Consider the following 25,378-nt stretch of genomic DNA (forward strand, 5'->3'; position numbering starts at 1 on the left):
GCCGCCCTGTTTTGCTGTGCCGAAGAGCTGTCTTAAATTTGCTTTGACGGCTTTGAAAGGAATAGTAGATAAATTCCGAAGACGAGCTTAATTGCCGCGTCAATATATGCGATTACCTCTAACGGAATGTCGGTAAAAATATATCCTGCAAACACGTTAATGGCACAGGCAAGACCCAGGTATATCATTGACTTTCCATGCACAAAATAGTACGGGAAGAAATGTAGCGCGGTTGCCATCAGTGCCCCCAGCCAAATCAATCTCCAATTTTCAGTTGCGAAGAATGGGCCGCCCAGCAAAAACATCAAAACAAATAATAGAATAACGGCACGTGAAGATACTTTATTTTGAAATTCACTCGAAGGGCCATCGGATAGTCTATTCAGCACCTTTTTATTCATGTTGATTGAGAAAAAGCTGACGACGTAGCCGATGCTGAATACTTGCATGTTTATTATTTGTTTTCCTCCGGCCATGGTGGCTATTGCGATAACCGCCGCCACCACAATTAGCCACAGACCGCATGCCCTCTTATAGTTAAATTCTAACTTTTCGTCTTTGCTATAGCTTAGAAAAGCCATCGATTCCTCCAATAGTCTCTCGTAAAATTATTTCTCTTGTCGCGCTACTAAATTTTATTGTGAAAAAGTTCTGCCATATATTAATATACTCCAATCCTTCTGCATGTATTTACACCCTCTGAAATTGTATCAAGATGGCAATAAAATCCCCCCAAGAAACGAGGGGCAGCCCCGGATGCGTGTGCGTCCGGAGCCGTCCCTCTTTACCGTGCCGTGCCGAAAATTGTGCCATAGGTTAGCGTCTTCGGTCGTAGTTAAAAACCATGGCAGAAGACGCTAAACCATGGCACAAATTCTGGAGGGGGGTTACAGCTCCCCGATGATGAGAGGCCATAGAGAACAGGGGTCTAGCCAAAATTTATTAACCACGGTTCAGAGATTCCCACTTTTTAGAAATCCATAGAACCATCCGCCTACCAATAGAAGCCTTTTTACCTTTCAGATTTACATCTTGCTCGATTTGTTTTTCCTCCGATGCTCTCTCTAAAATTCCAAACACTTCTGGCTTATATTCACCATAGTTGTACCCACGCTTTTTATGCCCCCAATTTACGACCCAATAAGGAAGGCCAAAAACAATTAAGCCCAAAATACTCAAATATCTTAAATTCACCGTTTTTGGATAAGATACAAAATTACGATACTTTCCATTCCACAAGGCAAAGAAAAATCTTTGCGAATTCCTATCCACAGTAGAAGAATTTTTCAACACATCTTTAAACTCTTCATTTGACATATTTTCTTGAAGAATGCGAAGGTAACCATATTCAGCAAAACATTTCCCCGTCGAGCCCATGTGTATAGCACTTATAGCATTACTGAAAAAAACTGACAACCAGAGAATAAATCCAACCAAGGATACATCCTTCGCTAAACGCACAACATCCCAATTCTCAGACATAATATAATCAAACATATAAGATAAGTATGCCACTATAAATATAGATACAGGAATGATTATTAGAATCGAAATAATCACTTCAACTGCAGTAAATACAGCACTTCCAAAGTTTGGAATAGATTTGATTTTAATACTGCTAACTATTATTCCTTCTGAAACATTCAAGAGACGTTTTTGCCCATTAATTTCCGGACATACAGAGATTACCTTGCGTTCCCAAACAGCACGCTCAAGAGCAGCTTTTCGAGATTTTCTAATTTCTTGATATTCATTTCTTAAGCCTTCAAATTTATTACTTTTTTCAAATTCTATAAGCTCATTATGACTTTTAGAGATTTCAAGCCATTCCTTATAACGAGTTAACTCAGGTGGCATCCCTTGTTTGGAGAGTTCCATCTGCTTAGTCTCCCTGCGGGCACTCAGTATAAGACTTAAAGCAGCAATGATTGCCGTTGCAATCGGCGCGATTGCAGAAATCAGCACTTTGCCGAGATCCTGGTCATGGGTCCAATGCCAGAGATAGTCCCAGCTGAATCCCTCAGCTAGCACCTGCGCTAACAGTAGTTGATTCATCATCGATGATTGTTCCTTTCTTCGTATTGTCAACTAATCACTATGGAGAAAAATTCGCATTTCTCGCAGTTCCCTGATTGAATTTACTGAGATCTTTCACGCAAAAAATGTTTTCATAACTACATAAACCCCTACCCATCTATAAACCCAAAATATTTAATCTCGCATGCGGCGAATAGATTTTGGAGGCCTCGAATTAGCCGGCCTCGAATATCGATAAAGTATTTTTCGATTATAAACAGGAGATAAACTATCTTTTCCCACTTCAGATTTATATACCGCATAGTAATCATTAATCTTCCGCACCGACATATAAATATAAGCTATATACAGATAGTCCAAAGACTTGCCACTCTCAGATTCTTCAAAGTAACAGGATATAAACTTATCAGAGTAAACTTTAAGTTCTTTGTCAAAAATACTCTTTATATCGTACTGCAATAATTTCATTACCAAGTAAGCACTAAATATTGAAATTATAAATATGGCCACGAGAGCCAAGAGACTTGGCTTCACCGATTTATCAGCAGAGTCCAAATATGACGCATACAAATATGCCAATACCAATAAGATAAATAGACCATATATAGTTCTATATATCCACTTTCCAACTAGGTCGGGCCAAAAGTACCTACCCCAAATCAAAATCTTATGCCACCAACTCAAATCTGACGTTTCCGCAATATACAGTCCCTTATATAAATGCCCACTTTCAAAAAGCCTAATAAGCAACTCAATTAGAAAAATACCCAGAATAACACCAAAAACCGAGCCAGCAAACTCAAATGAACCAGTGACAAGGAAAAATGATAACGGGCTAAAAAATAAACAAATAATACACAAGAAAATCAGCGCAGAATTTCTAAGCAGTTCAATAAGACCCTTGAGGTATAGATTTGTTTTGACTTTGAAGCTAAATCCAATATGGCTAATCTCAGATACAAAACGGTCGCCATATTTACAATCTGAGTCAATATGCCCATCTGCAGTATAAGAATCATTCGATTCGACCTTTGACTCTGTAAGTAAAGAGTCCACTACGAAATACTCATCGACATGAGATTTGTTGATATTTTTATATATCTTATTAAATTTTTTCAGCCTAGATATATTATCAATCAGAATATCCTTTTCATTATAAGTTAACATCAATCCAGAAGATAGTGTGAACCAAGCAAAAAATACAATGAGCCACTGAGGAATATCTCCATACCTTGAAAGATCAATTTCAACAGGAACGAAATAAGTGCCCCATCCAGGACCTACACGCCATGGTCCAAAAAATTCAGGAGCATACGATGTACCCTGAAGGTAACCCGCAAAAGCGGCATACCAAAAGTTTACAATAAACACCATAGAAACAATGTAACTAACGCGTTTAGCAAATTTTCGATAGGCTGCACGGCGAGCGTCGCCCAAAGGGCCCTCTACCCCATCTGCAAATTTACCTACACTAACATATAGACTCAAAAGAAGGCTAGCCAAGGAAGCAATAATTCCAATCCGTATATCAAAGATATAATACGGAACATTAAATACAACCTGAAATATCAAACTAATTGAACTACCTGTTTTTTCAGGATTGGAAATAAATGCCAAAATTGCTGGACATATTACAAAGAAATAAGCTATAGTTACGATACCGAAAAGATTAAAAGGGGCATTAATAATATATTTTCTAAATATTTTTCTCCGTTTTTCTTCATGTTCTTCGCCCCAGACTTCATTGACCTCGTCAATAACTTCTTGGATTTTCATCGGTGATTGTTCCTTTCCTACATCTTTGTCGGCGGGTTATATACACAAGAAATGCGGTGACCCCGCAGGCCGGTGCCCATTACACACCAGCCTGCGGGGTTCATCATCATGTTCTACTCATCCAGGAGGGTCTTCGGGTTGACCGGAGTACCCGTGCCCTCCGCCAGGTGCTCAATACGCTTCAAGATTAGGCCCTCACGCAGCGCCCACGGGCACACACGCATCGTCTCAATACCGAACGCCTCCATCGCAGCCTCCGCCGCGATAGCACCCGCCAGCATCTGCTCAGCACGTGCCTTCGAAACACCCGGCAGGTCAGCACGCTCAGACACCGTCATCGCCTCCATGCGACGAGTCCACAGACGCAAATCCTGCAAATGCATCTCACGCTTCACGTGCGGGCCCGCCGAATACGGCGCCGCACCACAAATACGCGCCAACGAACGGAACGTCTTCGACGTACCCACCGTCATATCCGGCGCGCCATACTTCAGCAGGTTCTCCGCAACCGGGGCGATCTGCTCACGCACATACTTACGCAGGCGCTTCACCTGCTTCGGCTTCGGCGGCTGCTCATCAAAAAACTCACGAGTCAGGCGGCCCGCACCCAACGGCACGCTCATCGCCGCATCCGGCAACGCATTCGTACCGGTCGAAAACTCAAACGAACCGCCACCAATATCAAAATCAAGGATGCGGCCCGCGCCCCAACCCTGCCAGCGGCGCACCGCAAAGTACGTAATCGCCGCCTCCTGGTCACCCGAAATACCGTTCAGGCTCACGCCGGTCTGCTCACGCACCTGCTGTAGCACTGACGCACCATTACCCGCCTCACGGATAGCGCTCGTGGAGAACGCCAGCAGGTCCTCCGCCTCATTCTCAATCGCGAAGTCGCGGGCGCTGGTCACGAAGCGGGTCAGCGCGTCCGCGCCCTCCTGCGAGATATTGCCCTCAGCGTCGAGGTACTGCACGAGCTGCAGCGGAATCTTATGCGATGCGTACGGTTCGGGGCGCGCTCCAGGGCTGCCGTCAATCAGCAGCAGGTGGACCGTATTCGACCCGACATCCAGAACTCCCAGGCGCACGATGCGCTCCCCTCCCCCACCCCGCGGCGGGATACTATCTGTGTGCGGTACCGCAGGTGCGGCGCCTCTCCCAGTCTGTCAGAGGCGCGGCTCACTCCGCAAACAATCCGGGCGGATGCCCAGCATCAGCACAGCGCAAGTATAAAAGCGCGCCGGACATGTACTCTCCCGGGCACGCAAAAGGCGCAGGAGGCGCCCCTCCCCCACGCGGGGTTTCGGGACGCATCCTGCGCCTTCAAGCAAAAACGCTACTCGGCGGTCTTCTTTGCCGCGGTCTTACGAGTGGTCGTTTTCTTCGGGGTAGTAGACTTCGCGGTCGTCTTCTTAGCCGTAGTTTTCTTCGCGGCGGTCTTACGCTTGACCGGGCCCTTCGCGCGCTTGTCAGCAAGCAGCTGCACCGCACGCTCGTGCGTCAGCGACTCGACCGACTCCGCACGCGGAACCGTAATGTTCGTAATACCGTCGGTGATGTACGGGCCAAAGCGGCCGTCCTTCACCACGATCTTCTTCTCACTGACCGGGTCCACGCCCAGCTCAGCCAGCGGAGGCTTAGCCGCCGCACGACCGCGCTGCTTCGGCTGGGAGTAAATCTCCAGTGCCTGCTCCAGCGTAATCGTGAAGATCTCGTCCTCGCTACCAATCGAGCGGGAGTCCGTACCCTTCTTCAGGTACGGGCCAAAGCGGCCGTTCTGCACGGTAATCTCCACGCCCTCAGCGTCGGTACCGAGCACGCGCGGCAGGCTCATCAGCTGCAGTGCCTGCTCAAGGGTCACGGTCGCCAGGTCCATGGACTTGAACAGGGACGCGGTACGAGGCTTGGCGGGCTTCGGCTTCTTCTTCGGCTTGGGCTTACCGTTCTTGTAGTACTCGGTCGGCTGCGCGTCCAGGTACGCCTGAATCTGCTCCTCGGTCATCTCCTCGATGACTTCGGTGACGTAGGGACCGTAGCGGCCGTCGCGAGCCACAATCTGGTTGCCGGAAACCGGGTCCACGCCGAGCACGCGGCCGTCGGACTTGCCCTGCTCGAGCAGTTCGCGGGCCTTCGCTTCGGTCAGCTCGTCCGGTGCCAGGTCGGCCGGCACGTTCGCGCGGACCGGCTCGGTCAGCTCGCCGGTCTCGGTGTCGAGGGTGCCCTCGGCCTCCAGGTAGGGACCGAACTTGCCCACGCGCAGCACAATGCCGTCAGCAATCGGGATGGAGTTGATGCTGCGGGCGTCAATCTCGCCGAGGTTGTCGACAATGGGTTTCAGGCCGCGCTTGGAGCCACCACCGAAGTAGAACTCGCCCAGCCATTCGACGCGGGACTCTTCGCCGCGTGCGATGCGGTCGAGGTCTTCTTCCATCTGCGCGGTGAACTCGTAGTTCACGTAGGGACCGAAGCTGGATTCGAGCAAGCGCACCACCGAGAACGCGGTCCAGGAGGGAATCAGCGAACCAGAACGAACGTTCACGTATCCGCGGTCCATGATGGTCGAAATAACCGCCGCGTAGGTGGACGGGCGGCCAATGCCCAGCTCGTCCAGGGTCTTCACGAGGGAGGCCTCGGTGTAGCGCGGGGGCGGCAGGGTCTCGTGACCGGCGGGCTCAATCGCCTCGGCGGTCAGTGCCTCGCCGGTGGTCAGGTTCGGCAGGCGCTTCTCAGCGTCCTTCGCCTCACGCTCGGCAACGCGGGACGCATCAACGCCCTCCTCGTAGGCGGCGAGGAAGCCGCGGAAGGTGATGACGGTACCGGATGCAGCGAACTCGGCATCCTGGCCGTTAGATGCCACGGCACCCAGGCGCACGGAGGCGGTGGAGCCGGTCGCGTCAGCCATCTGGGAGGCGACGGTACGCTTCCAGATCAGCTCATAGAGGCGGAACTCGTCGTTGGACAGGGCACCGCGCACAGCGTCCGGGGTGCGGAAGGTGTCACCCGCGGGGCGAATTGCCTCGTGTGCCTCCTGCGCGTTCTTGCTCTTGGAGGTGTACACGCGCGGTGCGGAGGGCACGAACTCGGCACCGTACAGCTCGGATGCCTGGCGGCGTGCGGCAGAGATAGCCTGCTCGCTCAGTGCCACCGAGTCGGTACGCATGTAGGTGATGTAACCGTTTTCGTAGAGGCGCTGCGCCACCTGCATGGTCACGCGGGAGGAGAAACGCAGCTTACGTGCGGCTTCCTGCTGCAGAGTGGAGGTGGTGAACGGCGCTGCCGGGCGGCGCTTGTACGGCTTGGTCTCAACGGAACGCACCGAGAACGCGGCGGACTGCAGGGCTGCGGCGAGCGCACGCGCGGCTTCCTCGTTCAGGTGGGTGACCTTGGAGGAGTTGAGGGTGCCGTCGTCGGCGAAGTCCTTACCGGTGGCGATACGCTGACCGTCTACGGCGACCAGTTTGGCGTCAAAGCCCTCGGAGGCCGCGTTCAGGAAGCGGCCGGACAGGTCCCAGTAGTTGGCGGCGACGAATGCCATGCGTTCACGTTCGCGCTCGACCACGAGGCGGGTTGCGACGGACTGCACGCGACCTGCGGAGAGGCCGCGGCCGACCTTGCGCCAGAGCACGGGAGAAATTTCGTAGCCGTAGATGCGGTCGAGGATGCGGCGGGTTTCCTGTGCGTCGACCAGGTGCAGGTCGATGTCGCGCAGTTCGCCGAAGGCGCGCTGAATGGCTTCCCGGGTGATTTCGGGGAAGGTCATACGGTAGACGGGTACCTTGGGCTTGAGGACTTCCTTCAGGTGCCATGCGATGGCTTCACCTTCGCGGTCACCATCGGTTGCCAGGTAGAGCGCGTCTACTTCTTTGAGCTTGCGCTTGAGTTCGGCGACCTTTTTCTTCTTGTCGGGGTTGACCACGTAGTAGGGTTCGAAGTTCTCTTCAACGTTGACAGCGAACTTGCCGACGGGGCTCTTCTTGAGGTTTTCGGGCAGTTCGGAGGGCTGCGGAAGGTCGCGGATATGGCCCATGGACGAGTCGACAAGGTAGTCCTCGCCGAGGTAGCTGCTGATGGTTTTGACCTTGGAGGGAGACTCCACAATCAGCAGGGCTTTTCCGTTCTTTGCCTGAGCGGGCACGGCACTCCTCTATCTGTGTGTTGAAAAGCTACGTATTCAACCATAACCTACGCTGGCGCTTGTGGGCGCCGACTGGTTGTGGCGTACGCGGGTGCGACGGTCGGTGGGGGTGAGTATTTTTGTTGAGTCTGCACGAGTGCGCAGGGTACTCGGTACATCATACGGTACCGAGGAGGTGGTGTGCGCACGGCACCCGCGAACCGGCGCCTCTAGCTGGTGAGGGTATCCGAGTCGGGCTGAGTGCCGTCCAAGTATGCGGGCAGCAGCGGGTATTCGCGGCCGTACACGGTCTGCGGCACGATGCGCACCCACTGCATTTCGTGGGTTTCGGAGTCGGGCAGGTCGAAGGTGCGCACAATCTGCGGGGTCATTTCCGGCGGCAGCCAGTGCGCAATACCGACCACGATGACGGAGCGAATACCGTCTTCGAGGGTCTCATCGATTTCGAAGGCGACGCGGCGGCTGACCACCACGGAGGAGAACTTATTGCCGCGGGTGGTGCGGATGTAGATTTCCTGGGTGTCACCCTGGTGGGCGACGGCGTAGAGCACGGGCAGCACATCAACGTGCTGTCCGTCAGTGAGGATGAGGCGGCCGAGAGTGTTCGCGTGCAGGCGCTCCCAGCACTTGTCGACGCTGATGCTTTCATCGGGGTACAGGTTACTCATGGTTTCAGTGTATGCGATGGGGTGGGTACTCTTGCGCAGATGACGGTTTTGGTCAGTGGGTGGGTCGGGCAGCAGTGTGCGGCGGGTGCGTAGAATGGTGTGCATGACTATTTCTGCCGCCACTTTCGCCCCCGAGTATGCCGCCGTTGCGGATGCTCCCCGCAGCGATGATTACGCCCGCCTGACCCGCATCCGTGAACGCCTGCTGGCGTTGAATTACAGCTATGACGCTGTGCAGGAGCTGTTGGGTGTTGAGGCGGCTGAGGCGATGGCCCGTGACCAGGTGGTTCCGGGTCTGTGGCGTGTGGAGCACGTTCTGCGCGGCGATTACAGCGCTGGTGAGAAGAACCTGGCGCGCCTGCTGGCCTTTTTCCTGCTGGCTCGCCCGCTCACTGAGGCTGAGGCAACCGAGGTTTTTGCAGATACCCTGGTTGATTTCGAGAACGCCGCACTGATTGAACGCGACGCGGCGAATCGCTGGACCGCGAGCGTTGACCTGCGCCCGCACGCCGCCAATGACGGCACCGAAATCTTTGTTGCCGCCGACCTGGGTGCGCATCAGCGCCCCGGCGTGCTCCGCAAGGATCACGTACTCGGCATCGGTCACGCATCCCTGACTCTGGCGCAGATTACCGAGCGCACCCCCGTCAAGCGTGCCCTGGATGTGGGCACCGGTTGCGGTATTCAGACCTTCCACCTGCTCGCCCACGCTGAGCACGTTACCGCTACCGATATTTCGGAGCGTGCCCTGGCGTTCACCCGCTTTAACCTGCTGCTGAACGCGCAGGCGCTCAACATTGATCCGCAGAACCCGCAGGCGCGCGTGAGCCTGCGCATGGGCTCCCTGCTGGAGCCGGTCGCCGGTGAGCTTTTTGACCTGGTGGTGTCGAACCCGCCGTTCGTGATTACCCCGCGCGTTGCCGGTGAAAGCGCCGAGGAACAGTTCACCTACCGTGACGGCGGCCTGCCCGGTGACGAAATTGTGAGCACGATGGTGCGTCAGCTGCCGTCGGTGCTGGTGCCCGGTGGCCGCGCGCAGATGCTGGGCAACTGGGAGATTATTCGCGACTCCGATGACCCGGAAGCACCGCGCCCGTGGGATGAGCGTCCGCGCGCCTGGGTTGCCGACGGCGGTGCGGAGGCATGGTTCATTCAGCGTGAGGCGCTGACCCCCGCCTCATACGCGGAAACCTGGCTGAAGGATGCGAGCGAGAACCGCGACCGCAACCACTACGAGCAGACCTATGTGGCGTACCTGAACGACTTCGCTTCCCGGAACGTTCATTCTATTGGTTTCGGCATGATTTGGCTGCGCCGCCCGAACGAATCCACCGCGGCTGGTGTGACCGAACCCCTGCAGCGTTTCGAGGAAATCACCTACCCGATTCAGCAGCCCATCGCCCGCGCCCTCACCGAGTCCGTGCGCCGCCACGACCGCCTCGCCGCCATGGACGATGAGGCGCTCCTCGCCGCGCACCTGGAGGTCGCCGAGGACGTCACCGAGGAACGCCACGGCCGCCCCGGCGCCGAGCACCCGAGCGTCATTTTGCTGCGTGCCGGTTCGGGTCTGTGCCGCACCCAGCTGCTCTCCACCGAGACGGCCGGTTTTGCGTCGGCGAGCGATGGTGAGCTTGCCGTGGGTCAGATTGTGGCGGCTCTTGCCATGCTGCTGTCCTGGCCCGAATACAACGAGGCTGCCGCCGCAGCACGCGGCACGCAGGATCAGCATCCGCGCGACACCCTGCTGCACGCGGTGCGCGAGCTGGTGCTCAAGAGCTTCCTGCACTTTAGCGACGAGCACGCGGGCGCAGCATCGGCTGACGCAAACCCTGCAGAAGCGCAGGGCTAGGCATGCGCATTTGGTCCCTTCACCCTTCCCTGCTCGATCGCCGCGCCCTGGTCGCCTGCTGGCGTGAAACCCTGCTGGCGCAGAAGGTACTGCGGGGTCTGACTCGCGGGTACACGAACCATCCGCAGCTGATTCGTTTTCGCGCGCATCCGCAGCCGCTGGAGGCGGTTGCCGCCTACCTGTCCGGACTGGCGGATGAGGCGGATGCCCGCGGCTACTCGTTCAACCGTGCGCTGATTGGTGCGGGCGAAAGCACTGATAAAGCCGACAAAAACGGCGCCGATAAGGCAGAAAACCCGTACGCTTCGGTCACGCTGATTCCCGTTCCTCTCGGGCAGCTGGAGTACGAGCTCGCCTTTCTACAGCACAAAGTGGCTGGGCGCGACCCCGAGTGGGAGCGCCAGTTGAGCGAGCGCCTGGCGGCACGCGGCGAGCTGGCGGTGTGTGCGCATCCGCTGTTTGAGGTGGCTCCGGGCGCTATTGAGCCTTGGGAAAAGACGAAAGACTTTTAGACAGAAGGATTTCTAAGAACGTGAGCATAGTAATGCCCCGGTGGAACCCTCGCGGGTGCCTGCCGGGGCATCGCTGTATGTGTGGCTCAAGCTGTATGGGAACAAACATCTCAGCGCATTACAGAGCGCCGGAAACAGCTTGGCACGGGGTCTTTACCCCAGGACCTTTACCCAAGGACCTTCACCTCAGGGGCTTTACTTAGTGGTCAGCACGGGCTTAATTTCCTTCACGATTGTCTCAAGCATCTTCAGGTTGAAGTCCACACCCAGCTGCAGTCGACCCGCCGCAATGAGATCGGCCATGGCGGCAAGTTCAGCCATGTAGAGCGGGTTTTCGTAGCGCATGTCTGGGTTGCAGCACTGGCTCTTCATCGTCGGGGACGGGTCAGTCGTCCTCGTCTTCGAGGTCCTCTAGCACTTCGAACGGCGACTCGACGTCGCCGCGCCAGGCCTCCAGGCCTTCGCGCACCGCGAGCACCGCCACGACCAGCGCCGCGACCGAGTCAGCCCACCACCAGCCGAACAGGCTGTCGAGGACGAGGCCGATGAACACTGCACCGGAGAGGTAGATGCACAGGATGAGCTGCTTGGCGTCGGCCATCACGCTCTTGGAGCTCAGCTCCCGCCCGGTGCGGACCTCAATCCACGCCAGCAGAGGCATGACGACCAGGCTCAGCGCGGTGATACCGAGACCCAGCGGGCTGCGGTCGGGGCCCTCCTGGCCGACCAGGGCCAGCACCGCGTCGATCGAGACGTAGGCCGCCAGCGCGAAGAACGCGACGCCGATGGCCTTGACGGTGACCGTTTCCCACCGCTCAGGGTCCTTGCGGGTGAACTGCCAGGTGACGGCCGCGGCCGAGAGTACCTCGACAACCGAGTCGAGCCCGAAGCCAATGAGCGCCGCGGACGAGGCGAGGACGCCTGCCCAGACTGCGACGATTGCCTCGATTACGTTGTACGTGATCGTGAAGCCGACGATGAAGCGGACGCGCCGGTGCAGCATCGCGCGGCGTGCGGTGGTCAGGGTCTCGCTCATGCTCCCGCCGCCGTTCCACAGCAGCCCGACACCGAGCATGCCGGATCGATGCACGGCGCAGCCTCGTCCACCGCGAGCGTGACGTCGATCAGGGACGTCAGTGCCGCGGCGAGGTGCGGGTTGGCAATCTCGTAGCGCGTCTGGCGGCCCTCGGGCTCGGCGACGACGATTCCACAATCGCGCAGGCAGGTCAGGTGGTTGGACACGTTCGAGCGGGTCAGCTCCAGCTCGCGCGAGAGCACGGCTGGATAGCTCGGGCCGCCGAGGAGGGTCATCAGAATCCGGGAACGTGTCGGGTCGGCCATGGCGCGGCCGAGCCGGTTCATGACGTCGAGGCGTGAAGCAATAGTCAGCATACGATGACTATACAGTGATAACTGACCAATTGTCCACTTGTGCGGGCTGCCGCACGTGCTCCGCGCCCTTGCCCTCGGGAGGCGGCAGAGTTCGCGCTCATCAGCAACCACCGCCCATCACGGAAGCGACGGCGGCACGCTGGCGCGAAACCCTGCTAGCGCAGAAGGTTCTGCGGAGTCTTCACCTCAGGGGCTTTACTTAGTGGTCAGCGCGGGCTTGATCTCCTTCACGATTGCGTCAAGCATCTTCAGGTTGAAGTCCACACCCAGCTGGTTCGGGATGGTCAGCAGCACGGTGTCCGCCGCCTGGACCGCCTCATCACGGGCGAGCTCTTCGGCAATATCCGCCGGGTCGCCAATGTAGCTACGACCAAAGCGGGAGAAGCTGTTGTCAATAATGCCGGTGTAATCCTGCGAGTCCTCCGAAGCGCGGCGACCGAAGTAGCGCGCCGAGGTGTCATCAATAATGGGCAGCACCGAGCGGGACACCGAAACACGCGGAACACCCGAATTGCCCGCCTTCACCCACTCGGAGCGGAAAAGGCGAATCTGCTGCGCCTGCTGCTGATCGAAGGGAATGCCCTTATCTTCCAGCATCAGGGTTGAGGACATGAGGTTCAGGCCCTTCTGCGCGGTCCACACGGCGGTGCTATCGGTGCCTGCGCCCCACCAGATGCGGTCGCGCAGACCCGGCGACTGCGGCTGAACCGGGGCGTACTTGCCCGCCACGCGAGCGCTGGGCGCCATGCCTTCGCCCTCAATTGCCTTGAGGAAAATGTCGAGGTGGCGGCGCGCCATGTCGCCCTCGTTTTCGCCCTCTGCCGGGTAGTAGCCGAAGCTCTCAAAGCCGCGGATGACAGATTCAGGCGAGCCACGGGAGACGCCGAGCTGCAGTCGACCCGCTGCAATGAGGTCAGCCATGGCGGCAAGTTCTGCCATGTAGAGCGGATTTTCGTAGCGCATGTCGATCACGCCGGTGCCCAGCTCGATGCGTTCGGTCTTGGCGGCAATTGCAGAGAGCAGCGGGTAGGGGGTTGCCTGCTGCTGGTCAAAGTGGTGCACGCGGAAGAACGCGCCGTCCAGTCCAATGTCTTCGGCACCTACCGCCAGGTCGATGGCCTGATGCAGGGATTCTGCCGCGCTAGGAACGCGGGAGCCGGGGACCTCAGCCCAGTGGCCGAAGGAGAGGAAGCCTAGCTTCTTTTCGGTGCCAGCCTTGGGTTCGAGGTGGCTGATGCGGATGGATTCGTCGAGCTGCGGGGTGCTGCTGGGGTTGGTACTCATTGTTTTTCCTTGGTAGGTTGCGCCCGGGTTCTTGTAGTGCCGGGCTGGTGGTTTAAATCTAAACCCAATTACTTTACATGTCAAGCATTTTATTTCGGAGTATTACGCAAAGAGCACCACTCCCCCCGCTTTCGCCGCGCATACCACCCGCCCGAGGCACAAAGTACTGGCACAAAAGGGCACAGAAAAGCCCGGCGGCACGAACACATCGCACCACCGGGCTCTTCTATTCAGCAACCAAAGTTACCGAGACGAACTACATTAGGAACGCTTCGCCAGCGGAACCCACAGCTCCATACGGTAATCAGCCGCCTGCATATCGCCACGACCGTACACCTCAAGGCCACCCACCGGGCGGTACTGCGGATTCTTCGCGAAGAACGCCTCCTCAAAGCTCGCAAAGCCAGCCGGAATGGACTCCGAAATCGGACCGGTCACCTCAACCACCGCGTAGGTGCTCGCAGGTAGTTCCAGCACGCCCAGGCCGAGCTTCGCCGCGCTCGCCGGCTCCGAGACCAGGAAGCCCGCAGTGTAGCGGACCTGACCCTTCGGGTTCGGCTGAGTGCACACGCCCAGGTACTGGGTCACGTTCAGAACATCCAGCATCGCCGGGGACGCCTTCTGATTCAGCTCATCCCACAGCGAGGAGAAGTCACCATCCAGGGGGAACACCTGCGAAACGCCGGCAACAACCATCGCCGGGTGCTCCTCAATGCGAGGTTCAGAAATCTGAACCGCGCCGCCCTTAGCGGCTGCCATTAGGCGTTCGCCTTAGCTGCTTCACGATCCACCGAGCACTCGGGCACGCAGTGGCGCTTCGCGTCATCAGCTGCGCACTCGGGGCAGAGCAGAACCAGCTCGCGGCAGGAGTCGTTGGAGCAGTTCTCGAACTTGTTCGAGGGTGCGCCGCACTGTTCGCACTTGCCGATGGTGACGGTGTCCGGGGTGAACTCCATGTGCATGCGCTTGTCAAAGACGTAGAGCGAGCCTTCCCACAGTTCCTTATCGCCGTACTTCTCGCCGTAACGCACGATGCCGCCGTCGATCTGGTAGATCTCCTTGAAGCCGCGGTTCTTCATCAGCGCGGAGAGAATCTCACAGCGAATACCGCCGGTGCAGTAGGTGACGACCGGCTTGTCCTTGATGTGGTCGTACTTGCCGGACTCAATCTCGCGGATGAAGTCGTGGGTGGTGCGCACGTCGGGAACGATAGCGTTCTTGAACTTGCCAATCTTCGCCTCGAACGCGTTACGGCCGTCGAAGAAGACCACTTCGTCGCCGCGCTCTTCAACAAGCTTGTTGACCTCTTCAGGCTTCAGGTGCACGCCGCCGCCAACGACGCCGTTCTCGTCCACCTGCAGCTCGTCGGGAGCACCGAAAGCCACAATCTCGTCGCGAGCCTTCACGGACAGGCGGGGGAAGTCCTCCGCGCCGCCCTCGGACCACTTGAACTCCATGTTCTTGAAGCCGGGGTACTTGCGGGTTTCCTTGGTGTACGCCTTGACCGCGTTAATCTCGCCGCCGAGGGTGCCGTTAATGCCGTGCTTGGAAATGAGGATGCGCCCGCGCAGGCCGAGCTTCTCGCAGAGGGCACGCTGCCAGAGCATGACCGCCTGCGGGTCGGCGATGGGGGCGAACTGGTAATACAGAATAATCTTATTTTGAGCCACGAAACTATTTTATCGTCATATGCGCCTAAAGCATGCAGATTTTTTGATATGTGCGCGCTGACTACGGGGGGCGGTAGTGCTGGTGTGGCGCTGGGGCGAGTTCAGGGAGGGCGTTTAGGGCGCGCCAGTGACCGGCGGCAGGTCGGGTTTTAGCCCACCGCTCTACAATGGAACCCATGCCGCACAGCACCCCTTCGCAGAACCCCAACCAGAACTCCGAACAGCAGCCCGCACACCAGCCCAAACAGCTGCAGGGGCAGTATGCGGCACACCCCAAAACACTGCGCTACCGCGAGCTTCCCGCGAGCGCACAGCAGGTGCTGGCATCCCTGTTGCCGGAGGCGGAACGCACCGGAACCCTACCCGAGCAGGTGACCCATATCCACACCGTTGCCGCACGGGAGGCGAGCTACGCGCCGTGGCCGCAGTGGTTGCATCCGCGCGTGGTGGAGGCGTTTGAATCACTTGGCATTGCCGAACCCTACGCCCACCAGGTGCAGGCGGCGGACGCCGCCCATGCGGGTCTTGATGCGGCGCTGGCGGCGAGCGCGGCGCGCTACGGCTGGCAGGCGGGGCGGGCGGCTGATACCCCCGCGCATGCGCATGCCGAAGGTGCAAAGAGCGCAAGCAGTGGCGGGCACGTGATTGTGGCGACGGGTACCGCCTCCGGCAAGACTCTGAGCTACCTCATGCCCACCCTGGACGCTATCTACCGCGCATCGTGTGGCGAGCCGGTAAGCTCAACTTCCGCGTATTCCGGGGCGGAAAACCTCAATAATAGAGCGAACGTTCTCTACATTTCCCCGGCGAAGGCACTCTCTGCAGACCAGCTCACCGCCCTCACCTCCTACAACCTGCCCGGACTCCACGCGGCAAGCTACGACGGCGACACCCCCACCGGTGAGCGCCGCTGGATCCGCGAGCACGCCAACTTCATCCTTACCACACCGGACATGCTCAACTACTCGATCCTGAGCAACCACCGGCAGTGGGCGTCCTTCCTGCGCGGGCTGCGCTACGTGGTGCTCGATGAGGCGCACAGCTACCGCGGCGTCTTCGGCGCGCACATCGCCAATCTGCTGCGCCGCCTGCGCCGCGTCTGCGCGCTCTACCGCACCGTGCCCGTGTTCTACGGCGCTTCGGCAACCAGCTCCAACCCGGTCGAGTCCTTCTCCAAACTCATTGGCGTGCCGCAGCAGGCGGTCACCGCCATCACCGAGTCCACCTCCGCGCGCGGTGAAACCACCGTCTTGCTCTGGGCGCCCGAATTCATGCCGCCCAAGGCGCAGGATCAGCTCGCTAAGGGCGCCCGCAGCACCCAGCAGCAGGCGGTTCAGTCGAAGGCTGAGCAGGAGGCGCCGCGCCGCGTCTCACCCGTGGAGCAGGGTGCGCAAATGCTCACCGACCTGGTGCTTTCCCGCACCCGCTCGCTGGTTTTCGCCGGTTCGCGCCGCAGCGTAGAAATCCTCTCACAGAAGACTCAACGCTACCTCGACGAGGTGGAGGCGGGACTCTCCCACCGCGTCGCCGCATACCGTGCCGGGTATACCCCCGAAGAGCGCCGCGAACTCGAACGCAAACTCCGCAACGGCGAACTACTCGGCCTGGCGAGCACCTCCGCCCTGGAACTGGGCATCGACATCTCCGGACTGGACGCGGTCATCGTGGCGGGCTGGCCGGGTACCCGCGCCTCCTTCATGCAGCGTGTGGGCCGCGCGGGCCGAAGCGGTCAGGATGCGCTCGCCGTGCTCATTGCCGACGACAACCCGCTCGACACCTACCTGGTGCACCACCCGGAGGCGATTTTCGGGCAGGAGGTTGAGGCGACCGTTTTCGACCCGACAAACCCGTACGTGCTCTCACCGCAGCTGTGCGCCGCCGCGCAGGAGGCACCCATCCGCGCCGAAGAGCTGAGCCTCTTCGGACCGCATACCGCAGCTCTGCTGGATCGACTGGTGCAGCAGGGGTACCTGCGTCGCCGCCCGGACGGCTGGTACTGGACGCACGCCGAATCAGCCGCCGACCTGGTCGATATCCGCGGCACCGGCGGCGGACCCTACCAGCTCATCGACGCCGAAGACGGCACCCTGGTTGGCACCATGGACGCCGCGCACGCCATGAGCCAGGGGCACCCGGGCGCGATTTATATTCACCAGAGCGCGCAGTACGTGGTCGAGTCCCTCAGCGAGGGCGAGCGCGTGATCCTGCTCAGTCGCGTCTACCCGGACTACTACACGCGCGCCGTTGAGAGCACCGAGGTGCGTATTCTGGCGGAGCGGGCACGGATCAGCTACGGCACACAGCCTGGTTTTGGCGGACAGGACGTTGCGAATACTGTTCCTGAGCCTGCACCCGAAACCGGCGAGCAGCTCGCCCCGCTCACCATGCACCGCGGGCAGGTTCAAGTCACCGACCAGGTCACCGGCTACAGGCGATTCTCCGTCTACGGCGGCGAATACCTGGGCGAAGAGGCGCAACCCATGCCGCCGGAAGTGCTCATGACCGAGGCGGTCTGGTTCACCTTCGAGCCCAGCTACCTGTTCGGCGCGGGCGTGACCGAAGAGGACGGTCCCGGCACCCTGCACGCCGCCGAGCACGCCGCCATCGGACTGTTGCCGCTCATTGCGACCAGCGACCGCTGGGACTTGGGCGGGCTCTCCACACTGTTGCACGTGGACACCGGCAGGCCCACCATTTTCGTCTACGACGCCGCACCCGGCGGCGCGGGCATCAGCGAGCGCGGCTTCAACGCGGTTCAGCAGTGGCTGAGCGCCACCCTCGAAGCCATCGAAAGCTGCGGATGCGACAACGGCTGCCCTTCCTGCGTGCACTCGCCCAAGTGCGGCAACCGCAACGAGCCGCTCAGCAAGCACGGCGCGCGGGCGCTACTAACGGCAATGCTGAGGAGCATGGCGGAGGCGTAGGGGCACAGGCTAGGATGACAACTCCCGGTGAGCGTAAATGCCTAGTCGGCGGGGTTTTCCGGTTCTGCTGAACTTTCTGACTCAGCTGGGTTTTCCTGGTTGGCGGGGCTTTCTGGTTCAGCTGGACTTTCCGGCTCGGGAGGTTCGGGTGCCGAGTCCCGCTCGGCTCCCAGCTCTTCCTCCAGCTCGGCAACCTCATCGGGGCTCAGCTCCTCCGCGTTCCCCGCCGCCGCCTGTTCTTCTTCGGGGTGTTCAGCCCCGGCGCGGGCACGCACCCTCGCCGGGCCCAGCACACCCATGGGCCCTGCGACGGGGACGGCGACCGTGACCTCCACCGTTTCGGGGCGATCCGGAAACGTGCAGGATTCCAGGTGCGCGCCGTGGCGTTCGGCAAGCTCCGCCGCCACCGCACACGGGTCCCCCTCGGTAAGCCCGCGGTAGGCATCCGCCGCCGCGAGCGCACTCAAATCGGCGGCGGCGGACGCCCTGCGGTTCGCAGACACCACCCCAATCAGCCCGGCAATCACCACGGTCAGCACCAGTAGCGCGGCAATAATGGTCAGGGCGAGAACGGTGCCGCTACCCTCCTCATGTTGTTCTTCTGCGGGGCAGGCAAGAACCGCGTTCTTATTCACCATCATTGCCGGTGCTTTCTTCGCTGTCAGCACTTTCTTGAGTGCCAGTGCCTTCTTGACTGCCAGCGCCGCCTTCAACGCGCGCGTGGGCGTCCGCCCGCAGCACCCAGCCGGTCGCCGAGCCAATCACGCCGGGGGCGGGGCGGCTCACCCGCACGTGCACCTGCCGGGCGCGCCCCTCCCCTACATCAACTACACCATCAGGAGAAACGGAAATCTGCACGCTCTGCGCCGGGTCGATGCGGCTAACGGCGGAGCGAATCTGCGCCTCGGAGTCTCCGCGGGCGGCGGCACGAGCTGCCGTTCGCGCGGACTCCTCCACCTTGAGCTGCGCAACACCCGTGGAGGCGGCACCCAGGCAGAGGGCGAGTACCACCGTCACGGCGGGTAGGGCGACCGCAAATTCGGCGGTGATGACGCCCTCTTCTGCGGGACTCTTACGCGGGGTCGAGGGCGCCGGTTCCGACTCAGTTTTCTCTGCGGGTCGAGCACACCACCAAGCACCCAAATTCACATGAGCGTTCATTCTTTATTCCTCCTTTCTTGCCTCATTTTTCGGGGTGCATAGCACCTTAAGCAAAACTCCACGGCGGGGCTTTAAAAGGCGCTAGAGCAGTCCAGTATTACCCGCAATCGACAGCGCATTACGCACAATATCCAGGAGCATGGAACGCACCTCATCGGACTTGAGAATCAGCACCAGCAGACCCGCAAAGCCGACCGCCGCGAGCATCACAATGCCGTACTCCGCGGTGGAGGCCCCCTCCTCCGGATCACCCGCCAGGGCGTACTCAGCGGGCGTCTTTTCATCGCCTTCGGCAGGCACGTATTCGGCACAGCCGGGCGCATGCTCACCCAGACTGCGGCAGGTTGCGCCGCATTCATCCAGAGTGCAGCCCTCGGCGAGCGCGCGGGCAATGGTCAGCGCCTGCTCGGGGCTCAGGCGGTCCGTGTTCATATCAATCTCCATTTCGTGAGGGTCAATCCTGGGACCGGCGTGGTTCTGCTCAGCATCGGTGGAAAGTTCAGCATCAGTGAAGAGCTCGGGGCATTCTTCGCGCAGCTGCTTCATGGTCGTTGCAATGGCAACGGACAGCGGCACGGGACCCAGAATCGTCTGGGTTTCAGCGCCCTGCGCGGCACCGAGCGCGGCGGGCTGAATTTCACTCGGAGTACCAACCGGGGTAGTAACCGGAGCACCGCCCGGGTGCAGGTCGTGGCGGATTGCTTCGCAGAGGGTGTTCGTCATTGGTTTTCCTTTCGTTGCGCCCCGGCCATTCGGGGCAGGGTGGGTGCTCGTCTGCATTCTTAGCAGATGGGCGAGGGTCTAAACTTTCGGCATTTCAGCTAGTCAGCAGCGCTTATGGGCCTGGTTCTTTAGCTGGTCAGCGTGGGTAGTAGCGAAATGAGGATGGGCACAATACCCAAGCAAATGAAGGCGGGTAGCGAGCACAGCCCGAGGGGCACCACGAGCGCCACCGAGAGCTTTCCAGCGGCGCGTTCTGCCGCGCGGCGCTCGCCGAGGCGGTGCGCATCGGCAAGGGAGAGCAATAGCGCCGTGCTGGGTGCTCCACCCGTGTAGGCGGGGGCGAGCGCATCCCGCAGCTCACTGAAGGTTCCCGCCGCGGATCCCGACCAGGCGCTCCCCCAGCCGCTACCCATCTGTAGGCGCTGGCAGACCGCATGCAGCGGTCGACTATTGAGCGCCTCGGCGAGGGTGCCCAGGGCGGCGAGCGGTGCGAGCCCGGCGCGTAGTTGCGCGGCGAGTAGTTCCAGCACCAGGGCGGTATCAACGGGCGGCGCGTTCGAGGCTTGTTCGGCTCCATTACTTGCCGCGCTCTCCACCTCAGCCCGATGCACGAGCGCGGCGGTCCAGCGGCGCCCGGCGAAGGCGAGCCCCAGCCCCAGCAGACCGGTGAGCGCCCCGAGAATGGAGCCGGTCAGCACGCCCACGGGGTCGCTTCCCATGAGCACGCCCAACCCCAGGCCGAGCAGCGGCAGCCAGGAGAGGATTCTGCCGGTGGCGCGCGGTGCGGCGAGGGCGCTCTGCCTGCCCAGGAGCGCGTCAATGCGTTCTTCGGCGTGTTCAGCGGCGCGTTCCAGGCTCGTTGCGAGCGGCGCACCGGCGCTCTCGCTCATGCGCAGGCTCAGCTGCAGGTCGTGCAGGCGCTCGAGGCTGTGCGGGCGCATCCGGGTGTTGCTTTCGAGTAGTTGCGCGCAGGCGAGGTGCGCGGGCGCGCCCCAGGAGGTGACCGTGGCGAGCGCCTGCGTGAAGCGGCGAATGTCTTCGGCGCACCGCTTCTGCCCGTACTCTTCGGAAAGGGGCGAGGAGCCCCTGGTACGTCGGAATCGAGAGCTTTTCCGCGTGGCGGTTTTCTTCGCGGGCGTTTTCTGCGCGGGTGTTTTCTGCGCACCCGGTACCAGTTCGTTCTCCTCGGACTGCCCGGGGCCCGGGTTGGCGAGCACCGCCTCCTGCAGCGGAATGCCGGCGCGCAGGTTCAGGGCGAGAGTGCGCAGCATGAGCGGCCACATGCGCATTTCCTCGGCGCTGGCGGGTCCGGCGATGCGTTCAACCCAGCGCTCAGCCCAGCGTTCGCGAAGGCTTCCGCCACTCTTCTCTTTCTGCTTCATTGCTTCCTCCTTTCACGTTTTCCGTTTCCCCCATTTCGGAGGTCTAGTACCCAACATCAGACCCGGGAGAAATGCGCCTGACCTGCAGATACTCTTCGCTACCCTGCGTGGCGGGGTGCAGACTGTAGATGCCCTCGATGCGGCGGCGTCCGTCCCGGTGTTCCAGGTGGATAATGCGTTCAAAAGCCGTCGCCGTATGTAGAGCGACCGTTCTACTATCCAGCCCGGCGAGCGCCCCCAGGGCGCACAAACGCAGGGGCACCGCCTGCGCGCTATTGGCGTGCAGGGTCGTTCCGGCGCCGCGGTGACCGGTATTCATGGCGGTCAGCAGGTGCACCACCTCCGCACCGCGGCACTCGCCGACCACGAGCCGGTCCGGTCCCATGCGTAGCGCCTGCACGATTAGCTCGCCCAGCCCGATTTCGCCGGCGCCTTCGGAGTTCGCGGCACGAGTTTTGAGGGCAATCACCTGCTCGTGCTGCGGCGCGAGCTCCGGGGTGTCTTCAAGCAGAATGAGGCGCTCCTGCGGCACACACAGACCCAGCAGAGCGTTGAGCAGGGTGGTTTTGCCGGTGCCGGTGCCGCCGCTAATGAGGAACCCGCGGCGTTCGGCAATCATGCGGCGCAGGTAGGAGGCAGTCGCCTCATCGCACAGCCCAGTCGCCTGCAGCTGCGCCAGGGTGGGGCGCTCGCGGGAGGGTAGGCGCACGGAGAGCCGTGTGCGTTCACTCAGCGGCGGGATAATCGCGTGGATTCGCCGACCGTGCTCGTCGCTGATGTCAGCCGCAGGATGCGCGGCGTCCAACTGCCCGCCGTGCCTGCGGATGAGCCGCTCGGCAAGGTCGCGCACACGCCGCTCATTGCCGAGGCTCAGCGCCACGGGGCGGGTGGTTCCGTTGATGCCCGCCCAGATATCGCAGGGCGAGTTCACGTAGATATCGGTGATGGTTCCGGCGCGTTGCCCCTCGTCAAGAAGCAGGTCGAGGGCGCCGAGGCCGTAGAGTTCCGCGGCGAGGTAGCGCAGCGCGGTCTGCCGGTTGACGGGCACGTATTCCACGCTGGGGTAGCTCCAGGAGGCGGGCGCGGGCTGCACCGTTTTGGCACGGAATTTTCGGGGCTTCACTACGCCCACTCCTGCTTCGCTCGCGTTCGCCGGGTGTCCGCCGTCGATGGCGCAGGTTGCCGCCTCCACGGCGTTTTCAAGAATCTCGCGGAGGGGCTGAGATTCTTGGAGTAGCCCACCGCCCGCGGCGCTCGCAGTGTTTACACTGCCCGCGGCAACCACGCCCTCTACGGGCGGATGCTCCACCTCCCCCGCCTGACCTGACTTCTCGACCTCGGCACCGAATCCGCCGCCGGACCCGACACTAAACCCGGCGCTAAAACCGCCGCTGAAACCACCCAGGGCGATAGCACTCATCTGCGGTGATCGCAGGATCAGCTCGCGGGCGTGCAGGGCAACGGCGCGGGCGCGGTAGTCTTCGGGAATGAGCAGGGCGGGCTGCGAGTGCGCGCGGGTGTCCGGCGCATTCGCGGTTGGGCTCTGCGCATACGTGGTGGAATTCTGCGTAGCGCGGGTCGGGTAACCGCTGGGGTTGGCGGTGTTACTGGTGGGATTGCTGGTGGGGTTCATGGTTTTAGGAGAGCATTGTGCCCGCCCCAGATTTTTAAGAGAATGAGCGTTCTGTGGATAACTCCTCGCGCACCCCGAAATATCCACGATGCACGCACCTCAAACGAACAAAACGCACGCTTCCGACGCTTTTATGACAAACCACCTGTACATTCCGGTGATGACCACGCATCGCCTGTTCTACCGGCACATCCTCGATAATGGAAGAATGTACGTTCTGCTCAGTCCTGCCACCGGCGCGGGTATTACCGCTCAGACCGGCACCCCCGCGCACCCGGTCACCTCGGCTATTGCCGCGGGTGCGTCGTCGCGCGGTGCCCAGCCGGTGACCTCGTGGGGTGCTTTTCATTTTTCGGCGCCGACCGCTGAGCAGTTGCAGGATCCGACCTTTATTCCGCGGATTACGCGGGCGGATCGGGTGAGTGCGGCGAATCTTCCGGCGTATGTGCGTGAGGTGGAGCGGCAGGCGGCAGATTCGGCGCAGGCGCGTTTCCCCCGCTGGATTTGGGCTGATACCCGCCACGTAGACCCGCTGCTTTTGCGCCGCGGGGTGCGGGTGCATCTGTGCCATGATTTGCGTCTGGTGCAGCGGATTTTGGTGACTGCGGCTACGCATCCGAGTGGTTTTGTGGAGTACAGCCCGGCGCTGGATCTTTCTGATGTGCGTGAGGCGGTGGAGCCTCATGGGTATCTGCCGGTGGCGCGGCAGATTCAAGGTCAGGAGGAGCTGTTCGGTGCCGATTTTTTGAGCGCGCCCGCTGCCTCATCCGCCGCACCCGCCGGCTCCCCCGCGGACCCCTCCCCCGAATTCCTTGAGGCGGCACCCCATGAGCCTTTTACCCCGCAGTTGGCGGCGGGCCCGGTGACTCTGTTGCCGGAGCATCCGGTGGTGCGTGTGCTGATGCGTGAGTGGCTGGCGCAGGCGCGCGCCATTAGCGAGTCGAGGCACCCGGAGCGGTTGCGTCTTTTGGCGGCGGCTGAGTCTGCCGGTGCGTTGGTGGCGGCTGAGATTGGTTATTACGGCATCCCGTTTAATGTGCAGGCGCATCATGAGCATCTGTGCGAGTTGTTGGGTCCGCGCCCGGTGCCGGGTGAGCGTCCGCAGAAGATGCAGGAGTTGGCGGAGCAGATTCAGCGCATGCTGTTTATGCCGTCGTTGAATCCGGATTCGCCGCAGGATCTTTTGCGTGCTCTGCAGTCTGCGGGGGTTTCGGTGAAGTCTACGCGTTCGTGGGAGTTGAAGAGTTGGGCGGATGCGATTCCGGCTCAGCGGGATAAGCGTTGGGCGCTGATTGACCCGATTCTGCGGTATAAGAAGCTGTACCGTATTTGGACTGCTAACGGCTGGACCTGGGCTGATACGTGGGTTTCTGAGGGTGCGTTCCGCCCGCATCTTGAGGTGGGTGGCGCCGCGACCGGGCGCTGGGGCGCTTCCGGCGGCGGTGCGCTACAGTTTCCTGCGGAGATTCGTCAGGCGGTGCAGGCGCCGGAGGGTCAGGTGCTGACGGTGACGGACGGCTCGCAGATTGAGCCGCGCATCCTGGCGGCGTTGAGCCGTGATGAGGCGCTCGCTTCGGCGGGTCGTGGCGCTGACCTGTATGCGGGTATTGCCGAGTTGGCGCGTCTGAAGGGCGTGGGTTTGACGGAGCGTTCCCATGCGAAGGTGGGCATGCTGGCGATTATGTATGGTGGCCGTAGCGGTGAGATTGGTGCCCTATTGCCGCATGTGGCGGCGCTTTTTCCGCAGGCGATGGAGTTTACGGAGCGTGCGGCGCGTATTGGTGAGGCGGGCGGTCAGGTGACGACTTTTTTGGGTCGCACGTCCCCGCCGGTGGATGAGCGTTTCCGTGAGATTGTGGCTGATCGGTCGTCGCCGGCGGCTGAGTCACGTGCGGTGTCGACTGCGCGTGCGCACGGCCGTATGACCCGCAATTTTATTGTTCAGGGTACGGCGGCGGAGTGGGCTCTGTGCTGGATGGGCGCGGTGCGTTCTCGTCTGCTGTCTGAGCGGATTTTTGGTATGCCGATGCGCACCCGCATTGTGTATTTTTTGCACGATGAGCTGCTGCTGTGCGGTCCTGAGCTGGAGGCGGACCGTGTGGAGCGTATTGTGCGTGATGGTGCTGCGGAGGCGGCGCGTCTGCTGTTCGGTCGGGTGCCGGTGGATTTTCCGGTGTCGGTGGCGCGGGTGCACAACTACGCTGACGGTAAATAATTTGCGGGCGGATTAAGACA

20 protein-coding genes and 1 pseudogene are annotated in these 25,378 nt (G+C 60.2%); 4 read left to right on the top strand and 17 right to left on the bottom strand.

The window, feature by feature from the left end; all coding sequences use genetic code 11:
- Positions 1–32 precede the first annotated feature (32 nt).
- From AB8E48_RS07845 to AB8E48_RS07870, 6 genes are all read right to left on the bottom strand, one after another.
- Complete coding sequence (locus AB8E48_RS07845; protein ID WP_368886339.1) at positions 33–581, bottom strand: DUF6609 family protein; 549 nt, start codon at positions 579–581, stop codon at positions 33–35.
- A gap of 361 nt (positions 582–942) precedes the next feature.
- Positions 943–2,058 carry a hypothetical protein gene (locus AB8E48_RS07850; protein ID WP_368886341.1) on the bottom strand — a complete coding sequence of 372 codons (1,116 nt, stop codon included), beginning with the start codon at positions 2,056–2,058 and terminating at the stop codon, positions 943–945.
- Between the two features lie 153 nt (positions 2,059–2,211).
- Positions 2,212–3,813 (bottom strand): hypothetical protein, encoded by a 1,602-nt coding sequence (locus AB8E48_RS07855; protein ID WP_368886342.1) that lies wholly within the window; start codon positions 3,811–3,813, stop codon positions 2,212–2,214.
- A gap of 113 nt (positions 3,814–3,926) precedes the next feature.
- Positions 3,927–4,898, bottom strand: a complete 972-nt coding sequence (locus tag AB8E48_RS07860; RefSeq protein ID WP_368886344.1) for a Ppx/GppA phosphatase family protein — start codon at positions 4,896–4,898, stop codon at positions 3,927–3,929.
- Between the two features lie 248 nt (positions 4,899–5,146).
- The gene (topA, locus tag AB8E48_RS07865) at positions 5,147–7,945 is read right to left on the bottom strand and encodes a type I DNA topoisomerase (RefSeq protein WP_368886346.1); all 2,799 of its coding nucleotides are present in this window, start codon (positions 7,943–7,945) and stop codon (positions 5,147–5,149) included.
- Positions 7,946–8,154: 209 nt separating this feature from the next.
- Complete coding sequence (locus AB8E48_RS07870) at positions 8,155–8,718, bottom strand: pyridoxamine 5'-phosphate oxidase family protein (RefSeq protein WP_368886347.1); 564 nt, start codon at positions 8,716–8,718, stop codon at positions 8,155–8,157.
- Here AB8E48_RS07870 and AB8E48_RS07875 point away from each other — a divergent pair.
- Both AB8E48_RS07875 and AB8E48_RS07880 read left to right on the top strand, forming a co-directional pair.
- On the top strand, positions 8,717–10,462 hold the full coding sequence (locus AB8E48_RS07875) for a DUF7059 domain-containing protein (protein ID WP_368886348.1): 1,746 nt from the start codon (positions 8,717–8,719) through the stop codon (positions 10,460–10,462). The genes AB8E48_RS07870 and AB8E48_RS07875 overlap by 2 nt on opposite strands.
- A 2-nt stretch (positions 10,463–10,464) precedes the next feature.
- Positions 10,465–10,974 (top strand): pyrimidine dimer DNA glycosylase/endonuclease V, encoded by a 510-nt coding sequence (locus AB8E48_RS07880; RefSeq protein WP_368886349.1) that lies wholly within the window; start codon positions 10,465–10,467, stop codon positions 10,972–10,974.
- A 261-nt stretch (positions 10,975–11,235) separates the two neighbouring features.
- Here the strand turns inward: AB8E48_RS07880 and AB8E48_RS09070 are convergent.
- The 6 genes and pseudogenes from AB8E48_RS09070 to trhO form a co-directional block, all read right to left on the bottom strand.
- Positions 11,236–11,322 (bottom strand): annotated as a pseudogene (locus AB8E48_RS09070) (luciferase); the annotation flags it as partial.
- A 37-nt stretch (positions 11,323–11,359) separates the two neighbouring features.
- The gene (locus AB8E48_RS07890) at positions 11,360–12,010 is read right to left on the bottom strand and encodes a cation diffusion facilitator family transporter (RefSeq protein WP_368886351.1); all 651 of its coding nucleotides are present in this window, start codon (positions 12,008–12,010) and stop codon (positions 11,360–11,362) included.
- Positions 12,007–12,366 (bottom strand): Cd(II)/Pb(II)-sensing metalloregulatory transcriptional regulator CmtR, encoded by a 360-nt coding sequence (gene cmtR, locus AB8E48_RS07895; protein WP_254755868.1) that lies wholly within the window; start codon positions 12,364–12,366, stop codon positions 12,007–12,009. The genes AB8E48_RS07890 and cmtR overlap by 4 nt, the downstream gene beginning before the upstream one ends.
- A gap of 195 nt (positions 12,367–12,561) precedes the next feature.
- Positions 12,562–13,650 carry an LLM class flavin-dependent oxidoreductase gene (locus AB8E48_RS07900; RefSeq protein ID WP_368886352.1) on the bottom strand — a complete coding sequence of 363 codons (1,089 nt, stop codon included), beginning with the start codon at positions 13,648–13,650 and terminating at the stop codon, positions 12,562–12,564.
- Positions 13,651–13,911: 261 nt separating this feature from the next.
- Positions 13,912–14,409 carry a GyrI-like domain-containing protein gene (locus AB8E48_RS07905; protein WP_049338580.1) on the bottom strand — a complete coding sequence of 166 codons (498 nt, stop codon included), beginning with the start codon at positions 14,407–14,409 and terminating at the stop codon, positions 13,912–13,914.
- The gene (gene trhO / locus AB8E48_RS07910) at positions 14,409–15,320 is read right to left on the bottom strand and encodes an oxygen-dependent tRNA uridine(34) hydroxylase TrhO (protein ID WP_070665991.1); all 912 of its coding nucleotides are present in this window, start codon (positions 15,318–15,320) and stop codon (positions 14,409–14,411) included. The genes AB8E48_RS07905 and trhO overlap by 1 nt, the downstream gene beginning before the upstream one ends.
- A gap of 167 nt (positions 15,321–15,487) precedes the next feature.
- Here trhO and AB8E48_RS07915 point away from each other — a divergent pair, with 167 nt between their 5' ends.
- Positions 15,488–18,244 (top strand): DEAD/DEAH box helicase, encoded by a 2,757-nt coding sequence (locus AB8E48_RS07915; protein ID WP_368886353.1) that lies wholly within the window; start codon positions 15,488–15,490, stop codon positions 18,242–18,244.
- Between the two features lie 41 nt (positions 18,245–18,285).
- Here AB8E48_RS07915 and AB8E48_RS07920 read toward each other — a convergent pair whose 3' ends face one another.
- From AB8E48_RS07920 to AB8E48_RS07940, 5 genes are all read right to left on the bottom strand, one after another.
- Complete coding sequence (locus AB8E48_RS07920; RefSeq protein WP_368886354.1) at positions 18,286–18,885, bottom strand: Rv3654c family TadE-like protein; 600 nt, start codon at positions 18,883–18,885, stop codon at positions 18,286–18,288.
- Positions 18,872–19,405, bottom strand: a complete 534-nt coding sequence (locus tag AB8E48_RS07925) for a TadE family type IV pilus minor pilin (RefSeq protein WP_368886355.1) — start codon at positions 19,403–19,405, stop codon at positions 18,872–18,874. Before AB8E48_RS07925 ends, AB8E48_RS07920 begins: the two co-directional genes overlap by 14 nt.
- Positions 19,406–19,486: 81 nt before the next feature.
- On the bottom strand, positions 19,487–20,128 hold the full coding sequence (locus tag AB8E48_RS07930) for a DUF4244 domain-containing protein (RefSeq protein ID WP_368886356.1): 642 nt from the start codon (positions 20,126–20,128) through the stop codon (positions 19,487–19,489).
- Between the two features lie 128 nt (positions 20,129–20,256).
- On the bottom strand, positions 20,257–21,510 hold the full coding sequence (locus tag AB8E48_RS07935; protein ID WP_368886357.1) for a type II secretion system F family protein: 1,254 nt from the start codon (positions 21,508–21,510) through the stop codon (positions 20,257–20,259).
- Positions 21,511–21,553: 43 nt separating this feature from the next.
- On the bottom strand, positions 21,554–23,143 hold the full coding sequence (locus tag AB8E48_RS07940) for a CpaF family protein (protein ID WP_368886358.1): 1,590 nt from the start codon (positions 23,141–23,143) through the stop codon (positions 21,554–21,556).
- Between the two features lie 208 nt (positions 23,144–23,351).
- On the opposite strand from AB8E48_RS07940, the gene AB8E48_RS07945 reads away from it, so the two are divergent.
- Positions 23,352–25,358: a bifunctional 3'-5' exonuclease/DNA polymerase gene (locus tag AB8E48_RS07945; protein WP_368886359.1), complete on the top strand. Its 2,007-nt coding sequence runs from the start codon at positions 23,352–23,354 to the stop codon at positions 25,356–25,358.
- The last annotated feature ends 20 nt before the right edge of the window (positions 25,359–25,378 follow it).

Source organism: Rothia mucilaginosa (genome assembly GCF_964211445.1).
Classification (GTDB): Bacteria; Actinomycetota; Actinomycetes; order Actinomycetales; family Micrococcaceae; genus Rothia; species Rothia mucilaginosa_E.

What these genes read in the sequence shown, in the direction of transcription:
- AB8E48_RS07900 (WP_368886352.1), bottom strand. Translation starts at nt 13,650, where the DNA reads ATGAGTACCAACCCCAGCAGCACCCCGCAGCTCGACGAATCCATCCGC.
- AB8E48_RS07920 (WP_368886354.1), bottom strand. Translation starts at nt 18,885, where the DNA reads ATGATGGTGAATAAGAACGCGGTTCTTGCCTGCCCCGCAGAAGAACAA.
- AB8E48_RS07855 (WP_368886342.1), bottom strand. Translation starts at nt 3,813, where the DNA reads ATGAAAATCCAAGAAGTTATTGACGAGGTCAATGAAGTCTGGGGCGAA.
- AB8E48_RS07845 (WP_368886339.1), bottom strand. Translation starts at nt 581, where the DNA reads ATGGCTTTTCTAAGCTATAGCAAAGACGAAAAGTTAGAATTTAACTAT.
- AB8E48_RS07850 (WP_368886341.1), bottom strand. Translation starts at nt 2,058, where the DNA reads ATGATGAATCAACTACTGTTAGCGCAGGTGCTAGCTGAGGGATTCAGC.
- AB8E48_RS07890 (WP_368886351.1), bottom strand. Translation starts at nt 12,010, where the DNA reads ATGAGCGAGACCCTGACCACCGCACGCCGCGCGATGCTGCACCGGCGC.
- AB8E48_RS07935 (WP_368886357.1), bottom strand. Translation starts at nt 21,510, where the DNA reads ATGAAGCAGAAAGAGAAGAGTGGCGGAAGCCTTCGCGAACGCTGGGCT.
- AB8E48_RS07930 (WP_368886356.1), bottom strand. Translation starts at nt 20,128, where the DNA reads ATGACGAACACCCTCTGCGAAGCAATCCGCCACGACCTGCACCCGGGC.
- AB8E48_RS07925 (WP_368886355.1), bottom strand. Translation starts at nt 19,405, where the DNA reads ATGAACGCTCATGTGAATTTGGGTGCTTGGTGGTGTGCTCGACCCGCA.
- AB8E48_RS07915 (WP_368886353.1), top strand. Translation starts at nt 15,488, where the DNA reads ATGGAACCCATGCCGCACAGCACCCCTTCGCAGAACCCCAACCAGAAC.
- AB8E48_RS07945 (WP_368886359.1), top strand. Translation starts at nt 23,352, where the DNA reads ATGTACGTTCTGCTCAGTCCTGCCACCGGCGCGGGTATTACCGCTCAG.
- AB8E48_RS07880 (WP_368886349.1), top strand. Translation starts at nt 10,465, where the DNA reads ATGCGCATTTGGTCCCTTCACCCTTCCCTGCTCGATCGCCGCGCCCTG.
- cmtR (WP_254755868.1), bottom strand. Translation starts at nt 12,366, where the DNA reads ATGCTGACTATTGCTTCACGCCTCGACGTCATGAACCGGCTCGGCCGC.
- AB8E48_RS07940 (WP_368886358.1), bottom strand. Translation starts at nt 23,143, where the DNA reads ATGAACCCCACCAGCAATCCCACCAGTAACACCGCCAACCCCAGCGGT.
- AB8E48_RS07870 (WP_368886347.1), bottom strand. Translation starts at nt 8,718, where the DNA reads ATGCACACCATTCTACGCACCCGCCGCACACTGCTGCCCGACCCACCC.
- AB8E48_RS07875 (WP_368886348.1), top strand. Translation starts at nt 8,717, where the DNA reads ATGACTATTTCTGCCGCCACTTTCGCCCCCGAGTATGCCGCCGTTGCG.
- AB8E48_RS07905 (WP_049338580.1), bottom strand. Translation starts at nt 14,409, where the DNA reads ATGGCAGCCGCTAAGGGCGGCGCGGTTCAGATTTCTGAACCTCGCATT.